We start from the raw sequence: 17,096 nt of genomic DNA on the forward strand, positions 1-17,096 counted from the left end.
CTCGATTGCTTAGTCAATAACGTAGACAGCCTGTCCGACTTGTGCGCTATCAGTAAACTCAATGAAGTATTCAGCAAACCCACCCCCGTCGTGGTCGATGCTACCGATTTGTCGCAGACCGACCGGCTTTTGCGGGGCAGTGAATAGCGGGGCATCTTTGGGGATTTTCACGCCATCAGTGACTGAAAGGAATTCCGTTCTGGAAAGGCCACCATCATCGTCTGTAACCTCTTGAATGCACCAAACCCCCACTGGCACATGATCGCCTTTCAGCTCTGCGATTTCTGCCTCAAGCTGTAACCCAGCTTTTTCAAGCTTATCTGCATATTTCTCCATCTCTTTGAAGTAACCTTCATTAGCATCAGCCCGCTGGCGTTCTGCTTCGAGCTGGTCGAGTGCAGCGAGAATGTGATGAATTCCACCCGCCTTAACGAACATGTGGGCGCTGGTATTAGCTTGTTCCATTGTGGCGGGGCTACTAATCAGGCCATACGTTCTGTTAAGGCTGACAAGTCTCTCACGCAGCGCCTTGATGCCTGTTGTATCAGTCATGAGGTTGCTCCTTCAATTTCATCACGATCCAGTCACCAACCTTGCGATTAACCAGGCTGGACTCATCGACTACGTAGCCCTTCGCTTCGTACTCGGCAATCTTCGTCAGTTCGGAAGTCTTGCTGATGCAAAACAGCGTCACTGTCGGTGCTCTCTCTTCAAGTGCTATTGCGCCTTCTTCCGGATATTCGGCGTCATGGGCTATTAGTCCGTGATAGTCAGGCTCGCCGTTTTCACCGGCAATAACTCCTTCGCCAATCCATACTTCTGTGTCAAGACCATCAGATTCGGTTGGAGCCTCAACAGAAACACCCATGAAATCGCAGATATCACAAAGTTGCTTGATTGTTAGGTTCATTATCCCTTCCTCCCAGCGCGCAGATTGGCGGCGAACGAGATGGCCTGATTTCCCGCGTAGATGATGTCTAAATTCCTTTCATCCTCGCCGATTGCAATTGTTGCGTTGGCATACTCATCTACACCCTGTGCGCGGAGTTCTGCGGTGAATTCGTCGGTGGCTGGGGTTTCGATTACTGGAAGAAGGGCGTAGTCGCAAATCTCTTCGATTGAACTGTCGCAAGAGTCTTCATCATTTCGCTTGCGTCGGTCTATTTCAGTTGCTCGCTGCATAACTACACCCCAGCAAACACTGCCAACCTCGTCTGACCAACCATCGCAAGCGTAACCACGAAAGTCTTCAATTTCGTCAGTGGCGAAATCAATGGCCTTTTCTTTCGTATCAAATTCTTCGTAACCGCATTCTGTGCTGTATGCAAAGAACCCAACACCAGATTTCAGCGCAGCATTCTCAGCCACCAGCCCATGCACATACTCAATGACCAACTTGCTGTGTTCGCCTTCACCAGAGATGCAGAAAGCGTTGATGATGTTTTGCTCGGAGATTGTTTTGGCGGAGAGTTGGCGCTCCAATTCATTGCGGTCTTCGAGTTTTCTCAGCAGATATTCTGCGAGTGACTCGTTAACTTTCATGTCACCGGGCAGGCATTTACCTGCAAGGAGACCCTGCATTTCGAATAGTTGCATAATGTGTTCCTTGAAAGAGGGTTAGGCTGCCCGGCGGTAGATTTTCAGCTGATATCTTTTGCTGCAGACGGACTTAACGGTGCGGCCTGTAATGAGGGAGATTTCTTTGTCTGAATGAGTGCTGAACAGGGCAGCTTGCTCAGGTGTCCATGGACTCCATGCTTTAGCGGAAAGGAGTGTGATTCCTAGATAACTCGCCTTGTTCTTAATTGCTCCCTCAGTTCTTTCAAGCTTCTCTGAAATCTCTTTGAGGGTCATAGTGCTGGCTACTTCGATGAGAAAATCCATTTCGTATCGTTCCCACATTTGCTGTGCCATGCTCACTCCTCGCTATTGCCGACAACCTCATATTCACCAGTGATTACCGATGCGTTTTCTTGATCTACGCCGGCCTCTGCTTTTTCATCCATGATTACGGCTTTCTGCATTTCGATTGATACAGGCAGGTATTTAAATAGCCGGCGGATTACCGTTTTTTTAGCCATTTCCTCCCAGTGAGATACCCATGGTCCACTTGTTCCTGCCTTGCTGCCAGCTCGAACCTTTTCCACCTGCTTGAAGGTCATCACTTCAAACTGAACGCCGCCATCTTTAAGTTTCGCAACGGCATAAACATGGGTTATTGGCGAATCCTCACTTTCGCCAGGGCGATGAGTAAGATTCTCTTCAAGTCCGTATGAGAAAGAAAAATAATCACCTTCGCGCACTGTTCTGGCAGAAATGCTGACGATTTGCCCCGACCGCCTTGCTAGGTCGATCATTCCCCGATAGCCAATGATTAGCTGTACATCTTTACTGACCACTTCCCACTTGCCTGTTTGTGGGTTCTTTTTGTTTTTGTTGAACGGGAGCAGATATGCATGCCCAAGAGCATTGCCCGGCTCCAAGCCAAGTTGTGAGCATTGAACAACTGACCCGATAAAGCTTTGTTGATTGCACCCCGCGAGCTCTGGGTTCTTCCTGATTTCCGTGGTAACAATTCGGATCATGCGGTCGGCTGTCATGTGCCGAGGTAGGGCTGCAGCTAACTGGTTCTTCATGGAAGGCTGGTTCATGAATGACACAAGGGTTTGCTCCGGTGACTTCTCGGCCGGCGGCTTGGCTTGTTGTGTTTTTTGAAGGTCTGCTGACGCCAGTGGTGGTTGATTACTCATTTCTCAGTTCCTTTGCCCATCTAGGCAGTGAAAGGGTTTCAATTCCTGCCCATTCGTTATTGGCAAGACATTCTGAATAGGTGGTGAGGTTTCTTTTGTATTCCGATCTTCCGGCTGACTTGGCTGCTTCATCCATGACAAAAACCTTTACCGGATACCGGCCGCAATCAATTGCAGTGCTCATGGAAAGGAATGCGAAGGTTGGTGTTTCGTTAAAATGACTTCTGTAGCCATCTGAATAGAATGAATCTTGGACGTGGTATCGATAGTCATAGAATGTACGAGTGAAGCGATCCATGTCAGCCGTGCTTTTAACGTCGATACACCAGTTATAATCGGTGATTAGTTTATCCGGCCGGCAGCGACATAAGGTTCCAGTGTCGGGGTCATTCCAGTAAATGCTGGACTCCTGCTTTCCAGATGCCTCCAACATCCATCGAGCCAATGGGTGGGCCAGTGCACTCTCTCGCATTATTTTCAGCTTCCTGCCCTGCTCAGCATCCATGATCGTCATCCCTGACTTATCGCACGACTCCATGAAATCCTTTTCCTCCTGCTTGCCGGCCGTGGTTCTGCGGTTGAACTCTGGGGCTACGATGAATCGTTTATCAAATTCATCCGGCTCTAACAGCAGGCAGTGAAGGGCGGTTCCCATGTCCAGCGCCTTTAATTTTTCCTCATCGACCGGGGCATTTTTACGCCATTGGAAGATTGCCGGGCTGATGGCGATATCATCCAGCTGTGATTTGCTTATGCCGGCGCCGGAATGGTAATCCTCGTTTGATATGTCATCGTAGATTCCAGCATTCATGCTGCATTCTCCATTTTCGATATTCTTCCCTGAGCGATCTGCGTTGCCATGACGTCTACGAGTTTGCTGTAAGCGTCCTGAGCCTCTTCCGTGTTGAGGGCAGATATTTGTTCGGCTGAAAGTTTGGACTTGTCAGCGAAGTCTGAGAGGTTGTCAGAGTAGGTGTCTGCTATCTGCATGACGCGCTGCTTGTGTGCTAATTGCACGCTCTCCACGCCAGCTTCAAGAGTCTCTCGCTGGTCAGCCATGTAATCGTAACTGCTGTATCTGAGGCCTCTCATGCTGCGTCCTCCTGTTTAAGTGCGACCAGATAGCCTTGAGTATCCAGCCACTCCAGAACCTCTTTGATGTCCAACTGGTTGAGGATTTGCTTGTCGTCAACGTGACCAAACAGAGCAGCGTCTGTGGCCGTAACTTTGACTTCCCCGGCGCGATATCCCGGACGGACTTGAATGTCTTTGCACTCAAAGTTGATGTTCATGATTGCCTCCGATAAAACAGGCTGAATGCGACCTCGAAAAGCGCGTTGTCGCGCTTCTCAAGCGCTAACGCAGCCAGTAACTGAACAGCTTTAAAAGGATTCATTTGGGATTCCTGGCTGGTTGAGGATTTCGATAAGACGCTTGGCGGCGTTCTTCGCATTGCGGCAGATACGGTCGAGAAGTGATTCAGAGCAGCCCACGCAAGGCCACCCGATGACATAAAAGGTATGCATGGGATACTCCGGTTTAATTAAATGTGAGTTTCTTCGTGGTGCGACTCAGCCATTTTTTTGGCTTCATCCATAGAATTTGCTTTGAAAACTAATGGGCGCAGTGTTGGTTTGTGTGCCAACGTTGCGTGCTTAATGCGGCGCTCTATATCGCCAACTCCAACTGCACTTCCCGTTTCGGCGTAGTAGACGCTAGTCTGCTTGCCCTCTGGGTAATACAAAGTCCATGAAGATGGATAAAGCTCAGACTTGTGTTCTGTAAGCAGTCGCTGAACATCCTGAAGGTATGAGGCCTGTAATTTTGCGAGTTTCTTCATTACTGATTCCGGCATCAGGACACCGCAATAAACTCCAGCGGAGAAATCAAACAACTTCTCCGGCACAATTTCGTATTTTGAATCTGTCATCTGATACTCCGTTTAGTTGATTTAAGTGATGAAGAAGCCAGCTCTTGAACTGGCTTTTGCATCCATTAAAAAAGCCGCGGTTAGGCGGCTTGGATTGCTGACTTCTTCTGTTTGTTTATCTCGTCAATATTCATAAGGCAGTAGATTGCCGCCTCAATGTCACCCTCAGTCAATCCTCCACGACGCACTTTCATTAAGGCATCGTTAGTCAGGCTGACCCTGAAAACTATGCTTCCATGCCGCGGACCATATCCATGTTGGTGGTCTTCGCGCTGATCACTCCAGTGGGCGTAATCTTTAGTGCCGAAATACTTCTCGCTGAGGATTTTCGCGCCCGTGGCTAAATCGTTAATTGCGTCAGTAACACAACCGCGACGCTCTGAACTGCATTTCACGTCACCAAAGTTAACTACCGACATTCCGATATTGAGTAAATCCTCGTCCAGACCGGCACTAACGAAATTTAGTTGCTCATTGATTTTTACCAATTCCGAAGCAATGCGCTTTGACTCTCTCTCGTAGTGCTCACGGAGACTTTCACGTTCGGTTTCAAGATGTTTTTTGCTCAGTGTTAGGGCTGTCAGGCTCATGGTTATCTCCAGTTATAAAAAAGCCCTGCGGGGTGACAGGGCGAAGTGGTTCACAGCATTAAGGTTGATAAGGGGCGCTTATCACGATGCGCACTCAGTGAATGCGCAGCAGGAAGGGCCTCACTCGTCGCGTGCTTTGAGCATTGCGTCAGCCATCTGGTATGCATGGTGAGCAAAATAATCACATGAATCTGCATCTATAGCCGGTGAACCTCCGGCGCGAGAATAAAGCGACTGCATTGCCTTTGCGGCGAAGTAGTCTCGTGCTGAAATCCCTTCTTGCTGGATGTGTTGCAACAACGGGTGCCCTCCTGCTGCAAATGCTGGGAAATCATTTTCTTTGCTCATACTTCCTCCTCAACCTTAATTTCAGCCTTACGCAAATAAGCCGCAAACTGCTCATGGTTCATATTGCGCGTTACGTTTTCACCGATTGTTTTCAGTGTGTACATGTACCGGTTAGCCATCCTCAAGACGAGAAAGTGCTCACGGGTGAGAGTGTTTGTTAATCGCATGGGGATGACTCCGGTGGGGTGTAATTATGCCGGGATATTTATCCATGCCCGGCGCATGGTTTCCCTGCTTTCCACAGTCAAAGGAAATTGATAATCTGGCTATTCCACAGTCAAAATAAGGAATATTTTTATGGCGCAGTGCATAGTCAGGGTAGAACTTCATTCGGCAAGCTCAGAAGATTATGAAAGTCTTCACGAAAAGATGAAGGCAAAAGGTTACAACAGAGAAATTCAAGATGGTCAGGGCACTTGGTTTCATCTTCCTACTGCTGAATATACAGCTACAAAAAGCTCCAATGCCTTTGACGTCAGGGAAGAAGTCAGAGGTATAGCTGGCAGTGTCAAAAGTGGTCACTTTGTACTGGTAACTGAAGTTGCAAATATATCTTGGTGGTTGTCTAAGAAATAGATAATCCCCCAGCACAAGCGTGTCCTAAAAAAGTTTTCCTGCGCTGAATTTCATAGCGAAGGGCTTTGATGGAAATTACTAAGGCATCTTCAAAACTGATGCCTTCTTCCTCTGCCAATTGCTGAACAACATCTCTTAATTCTTTATCTTCATTCATTTCTAACCCCTCATAACGTGATATGGATGCTCGTATTTATCGCTGCGATGACCGGCGGCGAAAATAAGGTGCATTTCTTTTGGCCGGCATAGCACAGATAAATCATTTAAATACATACAGATACACACTCTGGCAGGCTATATTCATTTTCCCGTTAATTTAATCTTGCGTTGCCTACCACCGATTTGTAGATTCACGTCCATCAACCCAAGGAGAAAATCATGACTTATCTCGATGAATTAGAACTTATCCATGAAAGTGGCGATGTGCTTTATCCAGTAAAAATAACTAGGAAAACTTCTGGCAAAGCGGCTTTCCACTTAGTCCCTCCGGGCATGAATAAAAAGGACGGCACCATTGAAGTTATGGAGCCTTCTGATGTGATTAGTCTCGTAATAGACAATGGGCACTCAGTTCGTTGCAGCACATTGGTGGCTACAGTTGTTGGTAAGAGCGGAGTGAAAATTAAAAGGAAGGGTCTTTATAAAATTAGCGAGAAAAGCATCACAAAGTACAACATCAAAAAGTAACGCGCCTCTTCGCTATTAGCGTGCAGTAATTACTTCAGATTTACGGTACCCAGCTGCAAAGACGGCCACTTGCGGAAGGCACATATTGTCTGCACTCGGGTAATGCTTCGTAGTAGTGGTGATGGTCGCCACTACCGCTCTCATCGCTGGCTTACGTTTGCAGGTCAGCTCAGCTTTGCTAGGTGCTGCCGGTGATGCATCCAGACCGGTAGAGAAGTCATTAACTGGCAGCGCCTGTAAGTGCTTGCGAGCTTCACGACGACGACTATCTGCTGTGCCAGTGAATTGCGTTCTGCGTGTCATAAAACCTCCTGTGTGAGTTTTGGTGGTGAAATGCCTGGTGCATTCATCTCATCCCAAAAGTCACGCTTTGGTGTTAATTGGCCTTGCGGCCACGTAGGTGATCCTCACCGTTGTTCAAAGAGCGTATCGAGCGGGTCGTTTCGTTCCGATGGACTAAATATACTCGCGAGTAAATTATCTGTCTATACCCAAAAGTAAATTATTTATCTACTTACGAGTAAAGTAATTGATAGTTAGAGTAATTTATTTTTTATTTCATTCAGACGTGTCTCATCGCACCTGCATTAGGTGTTGTTAATTGGTGGTGAAGGGAGGCGTTTGGCAGATTACAGGCACAAAAAACCCGGCGCAGTGGCCGGGTTATACTGAATTAAATTCACACCAAGCATCTAAAGCTATCAATCATCCTTGCCTTTATTTGAGCGTTTTCTAGGCTGCTTAATTCCTTGTTCATCAGCCGGTTGTTGCTGCTGATCTGCTTCACCAACTCCAGTTCTGACTGGTTCACCTGGCTCAGTTCCTGGTTCAGCATCCTGATTTCCTTCATCTTCTGGAGCTTGTTCATCTGCGTCGGGCTCATTGGTTTCATCTTTTAATATATCCTCAAAATCAAGAACCCAAGGATTACCGCCAACATGTCCTGGGCTACTGACTATCATTGAACTAACAATTTTATATACTCTAAGCGCTATACCTGTCGGACTATGAACTCTCTCGAAAAGTTCCCTGGCTTCGCTTCGATCTATAACAAACCCATGGGACGGATAGCCGATTATAAGCTTGTTTAAGGTTCCATCCTTTAAGTTATTAGAGCGCTTTTTAAGCCTCTCGCCATAGGATAGAGCAATCCCCATAGCCCGCTGATGCTCACCAATCTTCAGCGGATCTATTTGGCTAGATATTGGCTGCATGAGAGAGTTAACTAATTGAGAGGCTATGTCTGCCGACAGTCGCGTGCTGATCCCACTCCCATATTTGATATCGGACAGATATTCGCGAAACGCTGAAATAGTACGCTCTTGGAGTTGGTCAATAGCTTTAAAGATGTCTAGACCTGAACTGTGCTCTCCCATCTCTTCAGCTTTTCGCAGTTGAATATCAAGGGGGCCAAGCTCACCTCGGTCTCCGATAACCAAATCATTAGCTGCCATTACTGCAAGCGTTCCTGCACTTTTGCATAAGCTTGGCACAAGAACGGTGACTTTTCCAGGATAGTAATGTTGCAAAGATCGACCGATGCGATACCCAGCATTCGGATCACCACCATACGTTGAAATACAAAGTATTACCTTTTGGGATAGTTTATCTTTTTTGATTCGTTCTTCAATTGCAGTAGATAGTTGGTCATAACCTTTACGCGTGATATCACCCAAATAGATAAAAATATCAACATCTTCATTATTCTCGTCCACCATTAGATTACCTTCGCTTTCTAACCCTGGAAATGATAAACGCATCGATCTACGTCAATTGCGCTGCTGTGTGTACATCATCGGCAAATGCCGAAAAAACTTCAGGCCGCATCTCTGCGACCTCTTCACCTATCCTGCATTAAATTATTCTTCCGAAACATCAGCCGTTGCTACGAATCGCGTGGCCTTTATGATCGCCGATACGTATTCCATCTTATCAATTTCAGTTTGCTGAAGCGTGATAGGGCGGTGATCGTTGTTGATGCTTGAGAGCTGGAAAGCTCCATCACGCATCTTAGTCATTACTTTAATCATATTGTGTCCGTCGGTTGTTCTGACAAACACTTCATCCCCAGACTGAACGCGCGTACCTGGCTCAATAACGACAAACTCGCCTGATTGAATGCGGGGATGCATGCTGTCGCCGCGAACCCGGAGTCCATATGCATTAGGGTCGGCACTATAAATTTGTAACCAGCCAGCTGGATGCTCTTCCATCTGAATCATGCCATCAACTCCCAACGCAGCTTCGCCTACGACAGGCACAGCACCTAATCGTACTTTACCGACGTATTCGATCTCATCAGGAATTGTTGTGCCAGCTCCGGCAATGCCATCCATCGAACCCCTAGGTAAATTGAGACCTTCCTCAATCATCTGAACGGATTTTTCGCCAATATTTCTTTTGTTCTTCTTGCCTTCAGGATAGAGCATTCGAGAGATCACTGACTCAGCAATCCCTACTTTTTCAGAAAGAGCTTTCTGAGAGCCATGGCTATCCACCAGCCCTTGCAACGCAATGCGTCTGCGCTCGTACATGTCAAATCCATCATCTCTTTTCATGCAGTTATCTTACTGAGTAATACCTTCAGGTAAATAACCTCAAAGTATTGCAAGTTCTATACTTGCGAGTATACTTGAGTTAATTATCACGCAAGGAGCTCGTATGGAAACTCTACGAAGTTATTTAAACGCCTTGTCGATATCAATGCAGCGTGATTTCGCAGCCAATTGCGGAACGTCTGTTGAGTATCTTCGTAAGGCAATCAGTACAAAGCAAAAGCTTGGCGCAGCTCTTTCAGTGCAAATTGAAGTTAATTCTAAGTGCAGCGTTCTGCGTAAAGATCTGCACCCAGATGACTGGTTTAAAATCTGGCCTGAACTGGCCGAAGCCGCTTAATCCTCACCGCTCTTTTCACAATGGACATTCGTCCTACGTCGCTGCAAAGCGAACTTCAAAAAAGAAAAAATCACCACGTGGTCAATCCCAAGGGCTGATCACATTTCAACTTAACCATATGGAAATTATAAGAAATGGAAATTGCAAAACACAGCAAACAAATCATGGAAGTGGAATCAGAACTACGCAGCCGAATTGCTATGAAAGGCCAGCGTGTATTTGCCAGGGAGGCAGGATGGGCAGAATCAAAAGTGAGTCGGCTTAACGTTCACGATATCGCGGTGACGTTGGTTCTTCTGGAGAAGGTATGGGAGACGAGCTTAATTCGAGAGATTGCCAAACAGGCAGTGATAGCGGTAACCGGAAAGCAAAAAGCCCCTGCGGTAACAGAGGCTTCGGAACAACAAATCACAATCAATTTCTGAGGTAATTATATATGCAAACGACTGGATCAACAACCAGTACTAATCGCAAGGAGGCGATATGAATACAGCAAGAGTACTTCAATTTCCCTCTGATGGAGGAGGGCAGGAGCGACGTGTGGTTGATACCGAAAATGGTTATACCCGTATCGCAAATGAGCTGCTTGAGGCGGTTATAGGTTCAGGGCTTACTCAAAACCAACTCCTGATCACCTTGGCAGTCATTCGAAAAACCTACGGCTATAACAAAACGTCTGACTGGGTAGGGAATTCTCAGTTATCAGAACTGACTGGCTTACCAGTAACAAGGTGCAGCACGGAGAGAAACAAGCTGGTCAAAATGAATGTCCTTTCAGTCACTGGAAGGCTGGTAGGAATCAACAAAGAGGTCTCGGCTTGGAAGACCAAGTTTAACGGAATCAGTAAAGCATTTACTGAACCTGTAAAGTTTACAGAATCTGTAAAGGATTCATTTACGGAATCAGTAAATCCGGCTTTACAGAATCTGTTAAACACAAAAGACAATAATACAAAAGACAATAAAGACATTAAAAAGATATTGGAGCAGGGAAAGAAATCACCTGCTGCCGATAAGAAAAAAGCTACTCAGTTGCCCTCTGGTTTTTCCCCATCTGAAAACCATTTCAAAATGGCTAATGAGATTGGAATCAACCTGCAAAACGAGTTTGAAGCATTCTGCGATCACCATGAAGCAAGAGGCTCAACATTCAAAAGCTGGGATGCAGCTCTTAGAACATGGATTCGCAATGCCGCCAAGTTCAGCGGCAAATCCAAGGCCTACCCAAACAAGCCTGTTTCCACTCCCGCACGGGCTACCGCCGACAACTTCTCAGCCAAAAACTACGGTGCAACTGACGCACCTGCTTGGATGGAGGAATGATCATGCTTAGTTACGCAGAAGAAATCTCCAAGCTTGAAAACGCTCTGGATCACATCAAGAAGCCAGCAGCTGAGATTGAAGGAACCACCTTCGAATATCGCACTGTCGCCTGCGATGCCCACGGTGATTACCAACAGCTTGTACGCTCGATGAAATCATTGGGCACATTGCAGACCAAAACCTCATGCCCGGCCTGCTTGATGGAAAAGCTCCAATCCCTGAAAGAGAAACAAGCTAACGAGGATGTCCGGATCAAGCAGTCGAACATCAAACGCCTGATGGCTGACCTCCTGCTGCCTGACCGGTTTGCGAATGCGACGCTGGAAAACTACCACCCTCAGAACGACGAGGCGGCGCGATGCCTGCACGTGTGCAAAGCGTATGCGTCTAAGTGGCGGGAGCGCCTTAAGCAGGGAGGCGGCATGGTAATGACTGGTAAGCCCGGCACTGGAAAGAATCACCTTGCTCTGGCTATCGCAAAGCACGTCATCACTGAGCATCAGAGTTCGGCGCTGTTCACTACTGCGCTGCGTGTTGCTCGTAAGTTTAAATCCTCATGGGGCAAGAACGCTGAAATCACCGAGCAGGAAGTCATCGAAGCCTACACCAGCCCCGACCTGCTGATTATCGATGAGGTAGGTGTTCAGTTCGGTTCCGAATCAGAAAAGCTCATCCTGTTCGAGATCATCAACACCCGTTACGAGAAAATGCGACCGACCATCCTCATCAGCAACCTGCCGAAGGATGAGCTATCAGCGTTTATCGGAGAGCGAGTGATTGATCGCATGAACGATGGCGGCGGCTGCACTCTGGCATTCACGTGGGATAGCTACAGGTCTAAGGCGGCATGATGCAAATCACACCAGACGACTACACCGTAATAGCCAGCTACGCAGCGGATGACTACGACTGGTTACAGGACATAAGCACACCAGCCAAGCGAGCCAACATGCTTGAATTCAGCGAGAAGGTTGCTGAGATATTCTTGCAGATGGGCGCCGGGCAAGTGAAAGGGGGATTCTGATGGACACTAAGGCAGCATTTGAGAAGTTCATGCTTGATGAATTGGATTTAGATGTTTCTGGTTTTAGAAATGAAGACCCAGAGACATCTGAAGAATGGCCTTACGCCGCAACCAATTCAGAATCAAGCACGGTGATAACCGTGGCATTCAAAGCATGGTGCAAGTCATGGCAGGCATCCCGTGCTGCAATCGAGATTGAGTTGCCGGAACTGGCTGTAGACCATGACGAAAGGCTGATGGTTGAAACTAGCGTTGAAGGCGCTTTCAACCTCGGAGTTATTCGCTCGCGTCAGGCCATCACCTCCCACGGAATCAGAATTAAGGGGAAGACGGATTGAGTGATTTTTCAATACTTACAGCAGCCGGTGATGACATAGAAATTCACGATGGACGTCACTACACGACAGGCGAAGTGATTTTGTCTGCGCAAGATAGTAAATCAGAGGTTCTTCTTGCACTCAGCAAGCAAGAAGCCAGAACGCTAGCAAGGGCATTACTTGAAGCAGCAGGGGGAAGCCATGAATAACGATTTAGAGCAGTTCAGCGAAGAAAGGCTGAAAGATATGCAGAAGCACGTAGCAGCAGGAATGGCATTAGGCTATGCCGATGCTCTGCTTATTCGTCGAGTAATCGACATAGCCCTAGCAGCAAAGCAGTCATCTCTAACCATCGACTTCAGCAAAATGAGTCAGGCCGAGATTGACGACATCATAGAACGATTGGGCAACACTGGCGGCGGTCACATCATAGCAGCCACCACCCCACAGCCAGACCATACAGAGCAGGATGGTTGGATTAAGTGCAGCGAGCATAAGCCTGAGCCTGAATTTGGGGTGATTGTTACAGACGGTAAGATTACTGGAATGGCGAATGTTAGCCGCTTAAAAGGAAAGCCATTCCCAGTAACAATGCAGCCAAGAACAAAAGGTTATGAGATGGAGTGCATGGGAGATATTACCCACTGGATGCCACTACCAGCCGCCCCTAAACCGGAGAGCGAACGATGAGCAGAGGAATCTACGGATTACTTGTAGTCTTCCCTCACGTCGTAGTGCTTGGAATCGTAGGTAACACAGCAAAGTTTCTTGAGAGCCTCGCTAGTAAAACGCGAAGGCTATGTGCTGAACGAATGCGGCGAGTTCTAGATAAAGCCCCACCAAGGCGAGGTTAAAATGACCAAACAAACCTACCAATTACGCAACGAACAAATCCTCAGTAACGCAATAAACCACCTCCGAAACACCCCAATAAACCCAGACAAACCATTCATCGTGACTATCCAAGAGCGCACCCGCTCACTGGAGCAAAATGCACGTTTATGGGCAACTTTGTCTGATATCAGCGGGCAGGTTAACTGGCATGGCCGCAAGCTCACCACGGAACAGTGGAAGCATATATTCACCGCCGCGCTAACTAAGCAGGATGTGGTACCGAATCTGGCCGGTGATGGCTTTGTCGTTCTCGGGCAGTCAACCAGCAAGATGACAGTCGGCGAACTCAGCAACCTGATAGAGCTGATTAACGCATTCGGGGCAGAGCAGGGTGTCAGGTTCAGCGAAGAATCCAGGCTCGCTATCACGTGGGCAAATCGCTGGGGTGAATCAAACAAACTTAAGCAGGTGGCGTAATGGAGAAATACACACTGATTTATGCTGACCCGCCGTGGTCATATCGCGATAAAGCCAACGACGGTGAGCGCGGCGCGGGACATAAATATCAAACGATGAACGTGCAGGATATTTGCCGGTTGCCCGTATGGGATTTGGCTGCTGAGTCATGCCTTCTGGCTATGTGGTGGGTGCCAACTCAGCCGATGGAGGCGCTAAAGGTAATGGATGCGTGGGGATTCCGCCTGATGACCATGAAGGGCTTTACATGGCACAAAACCAATAAGCACAAAGGAAACAGCGCGATCGGAATGGGGCATATGACCCGAGCCAACAGCGAAGATTGTCTGTTTGCGGTGCGGGGTAAATTACCGGAACGGATTGATGCCTCCATCTGCCAGCACATCACAGCACCGCGAATGGATCACAGCGCAAAGCCACCTGTCATCCGCGACAAGCTCGTTCAGTTGCTTGGAGATGTTCACCGAGTAGAGCTGTTTTCACGTGATAACACAGATGGATGGAGTGTGTGGGGAAATCAATGCAACAGCTCAGTGGATTTATTCACTGGATTGGCAACCGTAAAAACAGAACAGAGGGCAGCATAATGGCATTTGAATCACAACTTAAAAACAGAGCTTCTCGTGGTCGCGGAAACCGAAGCCCGTTCATTTCCTTCAGAATGACTGTTTCTGGCTCTACCGGCGCTCACGTCGGAAAGTTAACCGGGCTCCAAGGGAAAGACATCGATATAGAGATTGATGAAGACAGCAAGGTGCTACGCATTGCGCAAGTGGAAGGCGGATTCAAAGTAGGAAGTAACGGTGCATTTTCGATGTCTAAAAAGGTATTCAGGACAATTAGCCCAAGCCAAAACCTACCAAGAATCATCGAATTAAACCTTTCCTAAGATGGCTGGTGGTATGGCTCATACGGAGAAAAATCATGAAAGATTATTCAGCAATGAGCGATGATGAAATTGCCATGGAGATATTTCTTCTAAATCTCTGCGAATCAGCAAGAAAGTTAGCTATATCGCGCGGAATGAATCATCACGATGTGCTTCGAGGTGGTGGTGAGTGGTCTAAATACGACCCCTGCAACAACCCAGCCGACGCATGGCCGATTATCATGGCTAACCACATCGGCATCATGCCATTCAAAAGCGGAGCCGCCACTGCATGGCCTACCTCTATTGGGTTGCTTAGTAATTTCCACGTAAAGCATGAGAACCCGCTCCGAGCGGCAATGATTTGCTATCTCATGATGAAAGACGCGGGGAAATGCTATGGCTAAACTCACGTGGTTCACCTACGACACAGTAATGACCACTCTCGAAGCCGACACCCTCATCAAGAAGTACGCCTCTCAAAACATCCAAACGCAAAAGCAGATCTCAGCCGATTACACAGGCTGGTATGTCTCTGCTTTGTTACCCGAATACAGAGTAGAACCACGAGCCAGTCGGACGTGGCAGAACCCTATGTGGAGATAAATCATGGTGGACGAAGAACCAGTCTGTCTAGGCTGCGGGCAACCACTAAGTCCTGACGAGAATTACGCCTGCGATGGATGCGCGAGCTGGTGGTCAATGGATGGCTTCGAAGTTTCCGAGCATCTGAGGAGCGAGAGTGATGAAATTACCCAGAAGCCGTAACTGCAAAATATGCAAAACACGGTTCAAACCAGCCACTCTGTATGACTGGTGGTGCAGTGAAGAACACAAGGAAGAGCTAATCACCAGGTTAGCAACCGAAGCCCGACAGAAGCGCATACAGCAACAGGAACGACAGCGAAGAGTAACAGCCCGAATAGAAAGACAAACCCACAATATTAGAAAGCTCGCAGTAAAACCCCTCAGTTACTTCGCAAAACAAGCCCAGACAGAATTCAACGCCTTCATCAGAGAACGTGACGCAGACCTTCCATGCATCAGCTGCGGCCGCTTCCATGATGGGCAGTACCACGCCGGGCATTACCGAACCGTAGGCGCTAACCCAGAGCTGAGGTTCAACGAAGATAACTGTCACAAACAGTGCTCCCCCTGCAACAACCACCTGTCAGGCAACATCGAAAACTACACCCCAGCAATCAGAGCAAAGATTGGCGAGCAGGCCTATCAGTTGCTAATGGGCGCGCACGAGCCGCAACGGTACCGGCGTGAAGATTTCGAGCGAATCAGGGATGAGTACAAAGCTAAGCGTAAAGCACTCAAGAAACTATCGGAGGCAGCATGAGAAAGCTAATTCATAAGCTAATAAAAGCCACATACCACTTCCGTTCACCAGATAGGCGATGGCCTGACTGGAAAGAGCATGACTATACAAAGCAATGCTGGGGACATGCCCTACAAGGCATGAATGGGTTCAAGGAAAATGGCAAGTTCAATATCACAGGTCATGACAGCAAAAGGGGATTGTTCTTTGTTGAGCAGATGAAAGAGGGTGACAAATTACGAGTCAAATTTACTAACGGAAAGCACGGCTATTTGAGAATTTATCGTCTCAGTTTTTTTAGAGACCCATCAGATATGTTCAGTGCAACGGTGAAATTTGAGGGGCTAATATCATGACCCAATACGACAGATTCGAACTAGCCCGGCTCGCCGAGGAAGAAAGGCTTATCGAGCAAAAGCTAAATCGTATTCGTGAGCAGCGCCGAGAAATCATCAACAGGTCAGATGCCAATAAGGTGAAGGTATGAGAAAGCAAGATGCTATTTACGCTCTCCCTTGGGTCGTGAAGCAATCAGACCTTCGCAGGGTATGGTGCAATGGCCGTAAAACCATCACGCCATCACAGCGCGTATGGACACGTTATTTGCTGTGTGTTTGGGGTCGTAATTTAGGTGGTGATGATGCCCCGGCAGGTTGTGTGAATGTCATCGGCAGACTGATGATCCGCACTGAATGGTCACAGGTGCAATCAGAGCGAATTATTCAGGTTGTGGAAAGCCTTCATGAGCAGGGATATCGCGGCGATGAGCTTTTCAAGAAATCACGTGAAGTCGTAATGCCTGGAACATCAGTAAGCAGCATCATCGCTCTCGCCAAAGAATCAGATGACGCCGCTTTTGTTGAATCGGTGATGCACAAAGTAATTAAACGAGATAGTCCGATGCGCTCAGTTGCTATTAAACGGTACTGTGACCGCAAATGCCCGCAAGACATCGCGAGGGATATTAATTACCACACCGGCTGCGATGTTCAAGCAGCACGGAAAAGGGTGATTTGGTGCGAAGAAATACTGGAAGAAGAAATGTTTTACGCTATTAAGAGCAATATGGAGGAAGAAATAACCCAGAAAGCAGCCTGATTGGAAATATATTTTCATTTTGATTGCAAAACGAGAAATGAGATTGTATATT

The 17,096-nt window shown here is 47.5% G+C and carries 35 protein-coding genes; 19 read left to right on the forward strand and 16 right to left on the reverse strand.

Annotation, left to right across the window (positions count from 1 at the left end; translation table 11 throughout):
- Window positions 1–9: 9 nt before the first annotated feature.
- From D6C13_RS02205 to D6C13_RS02260, 12 genes are all read right to left on the reverse strand, one after another.
- Window positions 10–552 (reverse strand): hypothetical protein, encoded by a 543-nt coding sequence (locus D6C13_RS02205; protein WP_120131205.1) that lies wholly within the window; start codon window positions 550–552, stop codon window positions 10–12.
- On the reverse strand, window positions 545–910 hold the full coding sequence (locus D6C13_RS02210; protein WP_120131206.1) for a hypothetical protein: 366 nt from the start codon (window positions 908–910) through the stop codon (window positions 545–547). Before D6C13_RS02210 ends, D6C13_RS02205 begins: the two co-directional genes overlap by 8 nt.
- Window positions 910–1,596 carry a hypothetical protein gene (locus D6C13_RS02215; protein ID WP_120131207.1) on the reverse strand — a complete coding sequence of 229 codons (687 nt, stop codon included), beginning with the start codon at window positions 1,594–1,596 and terminating at the stop codon, window positions 910–912. The genes D6C13_RS02210 and D6C13_RS02215 overlap by 1 nt, the downstream gene beginning before the upstream one ends.
- A 21-nt stretch (window positions 1,597–1,617) precedes the next feature.
- Window positions 1,618–1,914: a hypothetical protein gene (locus D6C13_RS02220; protein ID WP_120131208.1), complete on the reverse strand. Its 297-nt coding sequence runs from the start codon at window positions 1,912–1,914 to the stop codon at window positions 1,618–1,620.
- A 2-nt stretch (window positions 1,915–1,916) separates the two neighbouring features.
- Entirely contained in the window at window positions 1,917–2,750 is an 834-nt protein-coding gene (gene recT, locus D6C13_RS02225; protein ID WP_120131209.1) for a recombination protein RecT, read from the reverse strand.
- Window positions 2,743–3,561 carry a PD-(D/E)XK nuclease-like domain-containing protein gene (locus tag D6C13_RS02230; protein WP_120131210.1) on the reverse strand — a complete coding sequence of 273 codons (819 nt, stop codon included), beginning with the start codon at window positions 3,559–3,561 and terminating at the stop codon, window positions 2,743–2,745. The genes recT and D6C13_RS02230 overlap by 8 nt, the downstream gene beginning before the upstream one ends.
- Window positions 3,558–3,842, reverse strand: coding sequence for a hypothetical protein (locus tag D6C13_RS02235; RefSeq protein ID WP_120131211.1), 285 nt, complete (start codon window positions 3,840–3,842; stop codon window positions 3,558–3,560). Before D6C13_RS02235 ends, D6C13_RS02230 begins: the two co-directional genes overlap by 4 nt.
- A complete protein-coding gene (locus D6C13_RS02240) occupies window positions 3,839–4,042 on the reverse strand; it encodes a thioredoxin reductase (RefSeq protein ID WP_120131212.1) in 204 nt (67 codons plus the stop codon). The genes D6C13_RS02235 and D6C13_RS02240 overlap by 4 nt, the downstream gene beginning before the upstream one ends.
- 90 nt (window positions 4,043–4,132) lie before the next feature.
- Window positions 4,133–4,276, reverse strand: coding sequence for a protease FtsH-inhibitory lysogeny factor CIII (locus tag D6C13_RS02245; RefSeq protein ID WP_120131213.1), 144 nt, complete (start codon window positions 4,274–4,276; stop codon window positions 4,133–4,135).
- 17 nt (window positions 4,277–4,293) lie between these two features.
- On the reverse strand, window positions 4,294–4,680 hold the full coding sequence (locus D6C13_RS02250; RefSeq protein WP_120131214.1) for a hypothetical protein: 387 nt from the start codon (window positions 4,678–4,680) through the stop codon (window positions 4,294–4,296).
- 80 nt (window positions 4,681–4,760) lie between these two features.
- The gene (locus D6C13_RS02255) at window positions 4,761–5,270 is read right to left on the reverse strand and encodes a hypothetical protein (RefSeq protein ID WP_120131215.1); all 510 of its coding nucleotides are present in this window, start codon (window positions 5,268–5,270) and stop codon (window positions 4,761–4,763) included.
- 120 nt (window positions 5,271–5,390) lie between these two features.
- Window positions 5,391–5,618 (reverse strand): hypothetical protein, encoded by a 228-nt coding sequence (locus D6C13_RS02260; protein ID WP_120131216.1) that lies wholly within the window; start codon window positions 5,616–5,618, stop codon window positions 5,391–5,393.
- Window positions 5,619–5,915: 297 nt separating this feature from the next.
- Between D6C13_RS02260 and D6C13_RS02265 the strand changes: the two genes are divergently transcribed.
- Complete coding sequence (locus D6C13_RS02265; protein ID WP_120131217.1) at window positions 5,916–6,194, forward strand: type V toxin-antitoxin system endoribonuclease antitoxin GhoS; 279 nt, start codon at window positions 5,916–5,918, stop codon at window positions 6,192–6,194.
- On the opposite strand, the gene D6C13_RS25560 is transcribed toward D6C13_RS02265, so the two are convergent.
- Entirely contained in the window at window positions 6,184–6,351 is a 168-nt protein-coding gene (locus D6C13_RS25560) for a hypothetical protein (RefSeq protein ID WP_167457972.1), read from the reverse strand. The genes D6C13_RS02265 and D6C13_RS25560 overlap by 11 nt on opposite strands.
- A 221-nt stretch (window positions 6,352–6,572) precedes the next feature.
- On the opposite strand from D6C13_RS25560, the gene D6C13_RS02270 reads away from it, so the two are divergent.
- Window positions 6,573–6,881, forward strand: a complete 309-nt coding sequence (locus tag D6C13_RS02270) for a transposase (protein ID WP_101076792.1) — start codon at window positions 6,573–6,575, stop codon at window positions 6,879–6,881.
- A gap of 15 nt (window positions 6,882–6,896) precedes the next feature.
- Here the strand turns inward: D6C13_RS02270 and D6C13_RS02275 are convergent, their stop codons facing one another.
- From D6C13_RS02275 to D6C13_RS02285, 3 genes are all read right to left on the reverse strand, one after another.
- Complete coding sequence (locus D6C13_RS02275; protein ID WP_101076791.1) at window positions 6,897–7,184, reverse strand: transcriptional antitermination N peptide; 288 nt, start codon at window positions 7,182–7,184, stop codon at window positions 6,897–6,899.
- A 398-nt stretch (window positions 7,185–7,582) separates the two neighbouring features.
- On the reverse strand, window positions 7,583–8,599 hold the full coding sequence (locus tag D6C13_RS02280; RefSeq protein WP_120131218.1) for a Clp protease/crotonase-like domain-containing protein: 1,017 nt from the start codon (window positions 8,597–8,599) through the stop codon (window positions 7,583–7,585).
- Window positions 8,600–8,740: 141 nt separating this feature from the next.
- A complete protein-coding gene (locus D6C13_RS02285; RefSeq protein WP_244212615.1) occupies window positions 8,741–9,439 on the reverse strand; it encodes a S24 family peptidase in 699 nt (232 codons plus the stop codon).
- A 103-nt stretch (window positions 9,440–9,542) separates the two neighbouring features.
- On the opposite strand from D6C13_RS02285, the gene D6C13_RS02290 reads away from it, so the two are divergent.
- The 17 genes from D6C13_RS02290 to D6C13_RS02360 all read left to right on the forward strand — a co-directional run bounded on the left by D6C13_RS02290 (window position 9,543) and on the right by D6C13_RS02360 (window position 17,044).
- Window positions 9,543–9,776: a helix-turn-helix domain-containing protein gene (locus D6C13_RS02290; RefSeq protein ID WP_112197788.1), complete on the forward strand. Its 234-nt coding sequence runs from the start codon at window positions 9,543–9,545 to the stop codon at window positions 9,774–9,776.
- 134 nt (window positions 9,777–9,910) lie between these two features.
- Window positions 9,911–10,201 (forward strand): CII family transcriptional regulator, encoded by a 291-nt coding sequence (locus D6C13_RS02295; RefSeq protein WP_120131219.1) that lies wholly within the window; start codon window positions 9,911–9,913, stop codon window positions 10,199–10,201.
- A 58-nt stretch (window positions 10,202–10,259) separates the two neighbouring features.
- Window positions 10,260–11,099: a replication protein gene (locus D6C13_RS02300; protein ID WP_120131220.1), complete on the forward strand. Its 840-nt coding sequence runs from the start codon at window positions 10,260–10,262 to the stop codon at window positions 11,097–11,099.
- Between the two features lie 2 nt (window positions 11,100–11,101).
- Window positions 11,102–11,950, forward strand: coding sequence for an ATP-binding protein (locus tag D6C13_RS02305; RefSeq protein WP_425272687.1), 849 nt, complete (start codon window positions 11,102–11,104; stop codon window positions 11,948–11,950).
- Window positions 11,947–12,123 carry a hypothetical protein gene (locus tag D6C13_RS25565; RefSeq protein ID WP_167457973.1) on the forward strand — a complete coding sequence of 59 codons (177 nt, stop codon included), beginning with the start codon at window positions 11,947–11,949 and terminating at the stop codon, window positions 12,121–12,123. Before D6C13_RS02305 ends, D6C13_RS25565 begins: the two co-directional genes overlap by 4 nt.
- On the forward strand, window positions 12,123–12,461 hold the full coding sequence (locus D6C13_RS02310) for a phiTE_015 family protein (protein ID WP_120131222.1): 339 nt from the start codon (window positions 12,123–12,125) through the stop codon (window positions 12,459–12,461). Before D6C13_RS25565 ends, D6C13_RS02310 begins: the two co-directional genes overlap by 1 nt.
- Entirely contained in the window at window positions 12,458–12,649 is a 192-nt protein-coding gene (locus tag D6C13_RS02315) for a hypothetical protein (protein WP_120131223.1), read from the forward strand. Before D6C13_RS02310 ends, D6C13_RS02315 begins: the two co-directional genes overlap by 4 nt.
- Complete coding sequence (locus D6C13_RS02320; protein WP_120131224.1) at window positions 12,642–13,130, forward strand: DUF551 domain-containing protein; 489 nt, start codon at window positions 12,642–12,644, stop codon at window positions 13,128–13,130. The genes D6C13_RS02315 and D6C13_RS02320 overlap by 8 nt, the downstream gene beginning before the upstream one ends.
- Before the next feature lie 165 nt (window positions 13,131–13,295).
- Window positions 13,296–13,751, forward strand: coding sequence for a recombination protein NinB (locus D6C13_RS02325; protein ID WP_120131225.1), 456 nt, complete (start codon window positions 13,296–13,298; stop codon window positions 13,749–13,751).
- The gene (locus tag D6C13_RS02330; RefSeq protein WP_120131226.1) at window positions 13,751–14,338 is read left to right on the forward strand and encodes an MT-A70 family methyltransferase; all 588 of its coding nucleotides are present in this window, start codon (window positions 13,751–13,753) and stop codon (window positions 14,336–14,338) included. Before D6C13_RS02325 ends, D6C13_RS02330 begins: the two co-directional genes overlap by 1 nt.
- Entirely contained in the window at window positions 14,338–14,640 is a 303-nt protein-coding gene (locus D6C13_RS02335) for a hypothetical protein (RefSeq protein ID WP_120131227.1), read from the forward strand. The genes D6C13_RS02330 and D6C13_RS02335 overlap by 1 nt, the downstream gene beginning before the upstream one ends.
- A gap of 35 nt (window positions 14,641–14,675) precedes the next feature.
- Window positions 14,676–15,026, forward strand: coding sequence for a phage protein NinX family protein (locus D6C13_RS02340; protein WP_120131228.1), 351 nt, complete (start codon window positions 14,676–14,678; stop codon window positions 15,024–15,026).
- Window positions 15,027–15,228: 202 nt separating this feature from the next.
- Window positions 15,229–15,387 carry a protein NinF gene (locus D6C13_RS26280; protein ID WP_462127789.1) on the forward strand — a complete coding sequence of 53 codons (159 nt, stop codon included), beginning with the start codon at window positions 15,229–15,231 and terminating at the stop codon, window positions 15,385–15,387.
- Window positions 15,362–15,967: a recombination protein NinG gene (locus D6C13_RS02350; RefSeq protein WP_120131230.1), complete on the forward strand. Its 606-nt coding sequence runs from the start codon at window positions 15,362–15,364 to the stop codon at window positions 15,965–15,967. The genes D6C13_RS26280 and D6C13_RS02350 overlap by 26 nt, the downstream gene beginning before the upstream one ends.
- On the forward strand, window positions 15,964–16,302 hold the full coding sequence (locus D6C13_RS02355) for a hypothetical protein (RefSeq protein ID WP_120131231.1): 339 nt from the start codon (window positions 15,964–15,966) through the stop codon (window positions 16,300–16,302). Before D6C13_RS02350 ends, D6C13_RS02355 begins: the two co-directional genes overlap by 4 nt.
- Entirely contained in the window at window positions 16,299–16,433 is a 135-nt protein-coding gene (locus tag D6C13_RS26060; protein ID WP_279630041.1) for a hypothetical protein, read from the forward strand. Before D6C13_RS02355 ends, D6C13_RS26060 begins: the two co-directional genes overlap by 4 nt.
- A complete protein-coding gene (locus D6C13_RS02360) occupies window positions 16,430–17,044 on the forward strand; it encodes a hypothetical protein (RefSeq protein ID WP_120131232.1) in 615 nt (204 codons plus the stop codon). Before D6C13_RS26060 ends, D6C13_RS02360 begins: the two co-directional genes overlap by 4 nt.
- Window positions 17,045–17,096 lie beyond the last annotated feature (52 nt).

It is taken from the genome of Rahnella woolbedingensis, assembly GCF_003602095.1.
In the GTDB taxonomy this organism is placed as follows: domain Bacteria; phylum Pseudomonadota; class Gammaproteobacteria; order Enterobacterales; family Enterobacteriaceae; genus Rahnella; species Rahnella woolbedingensis.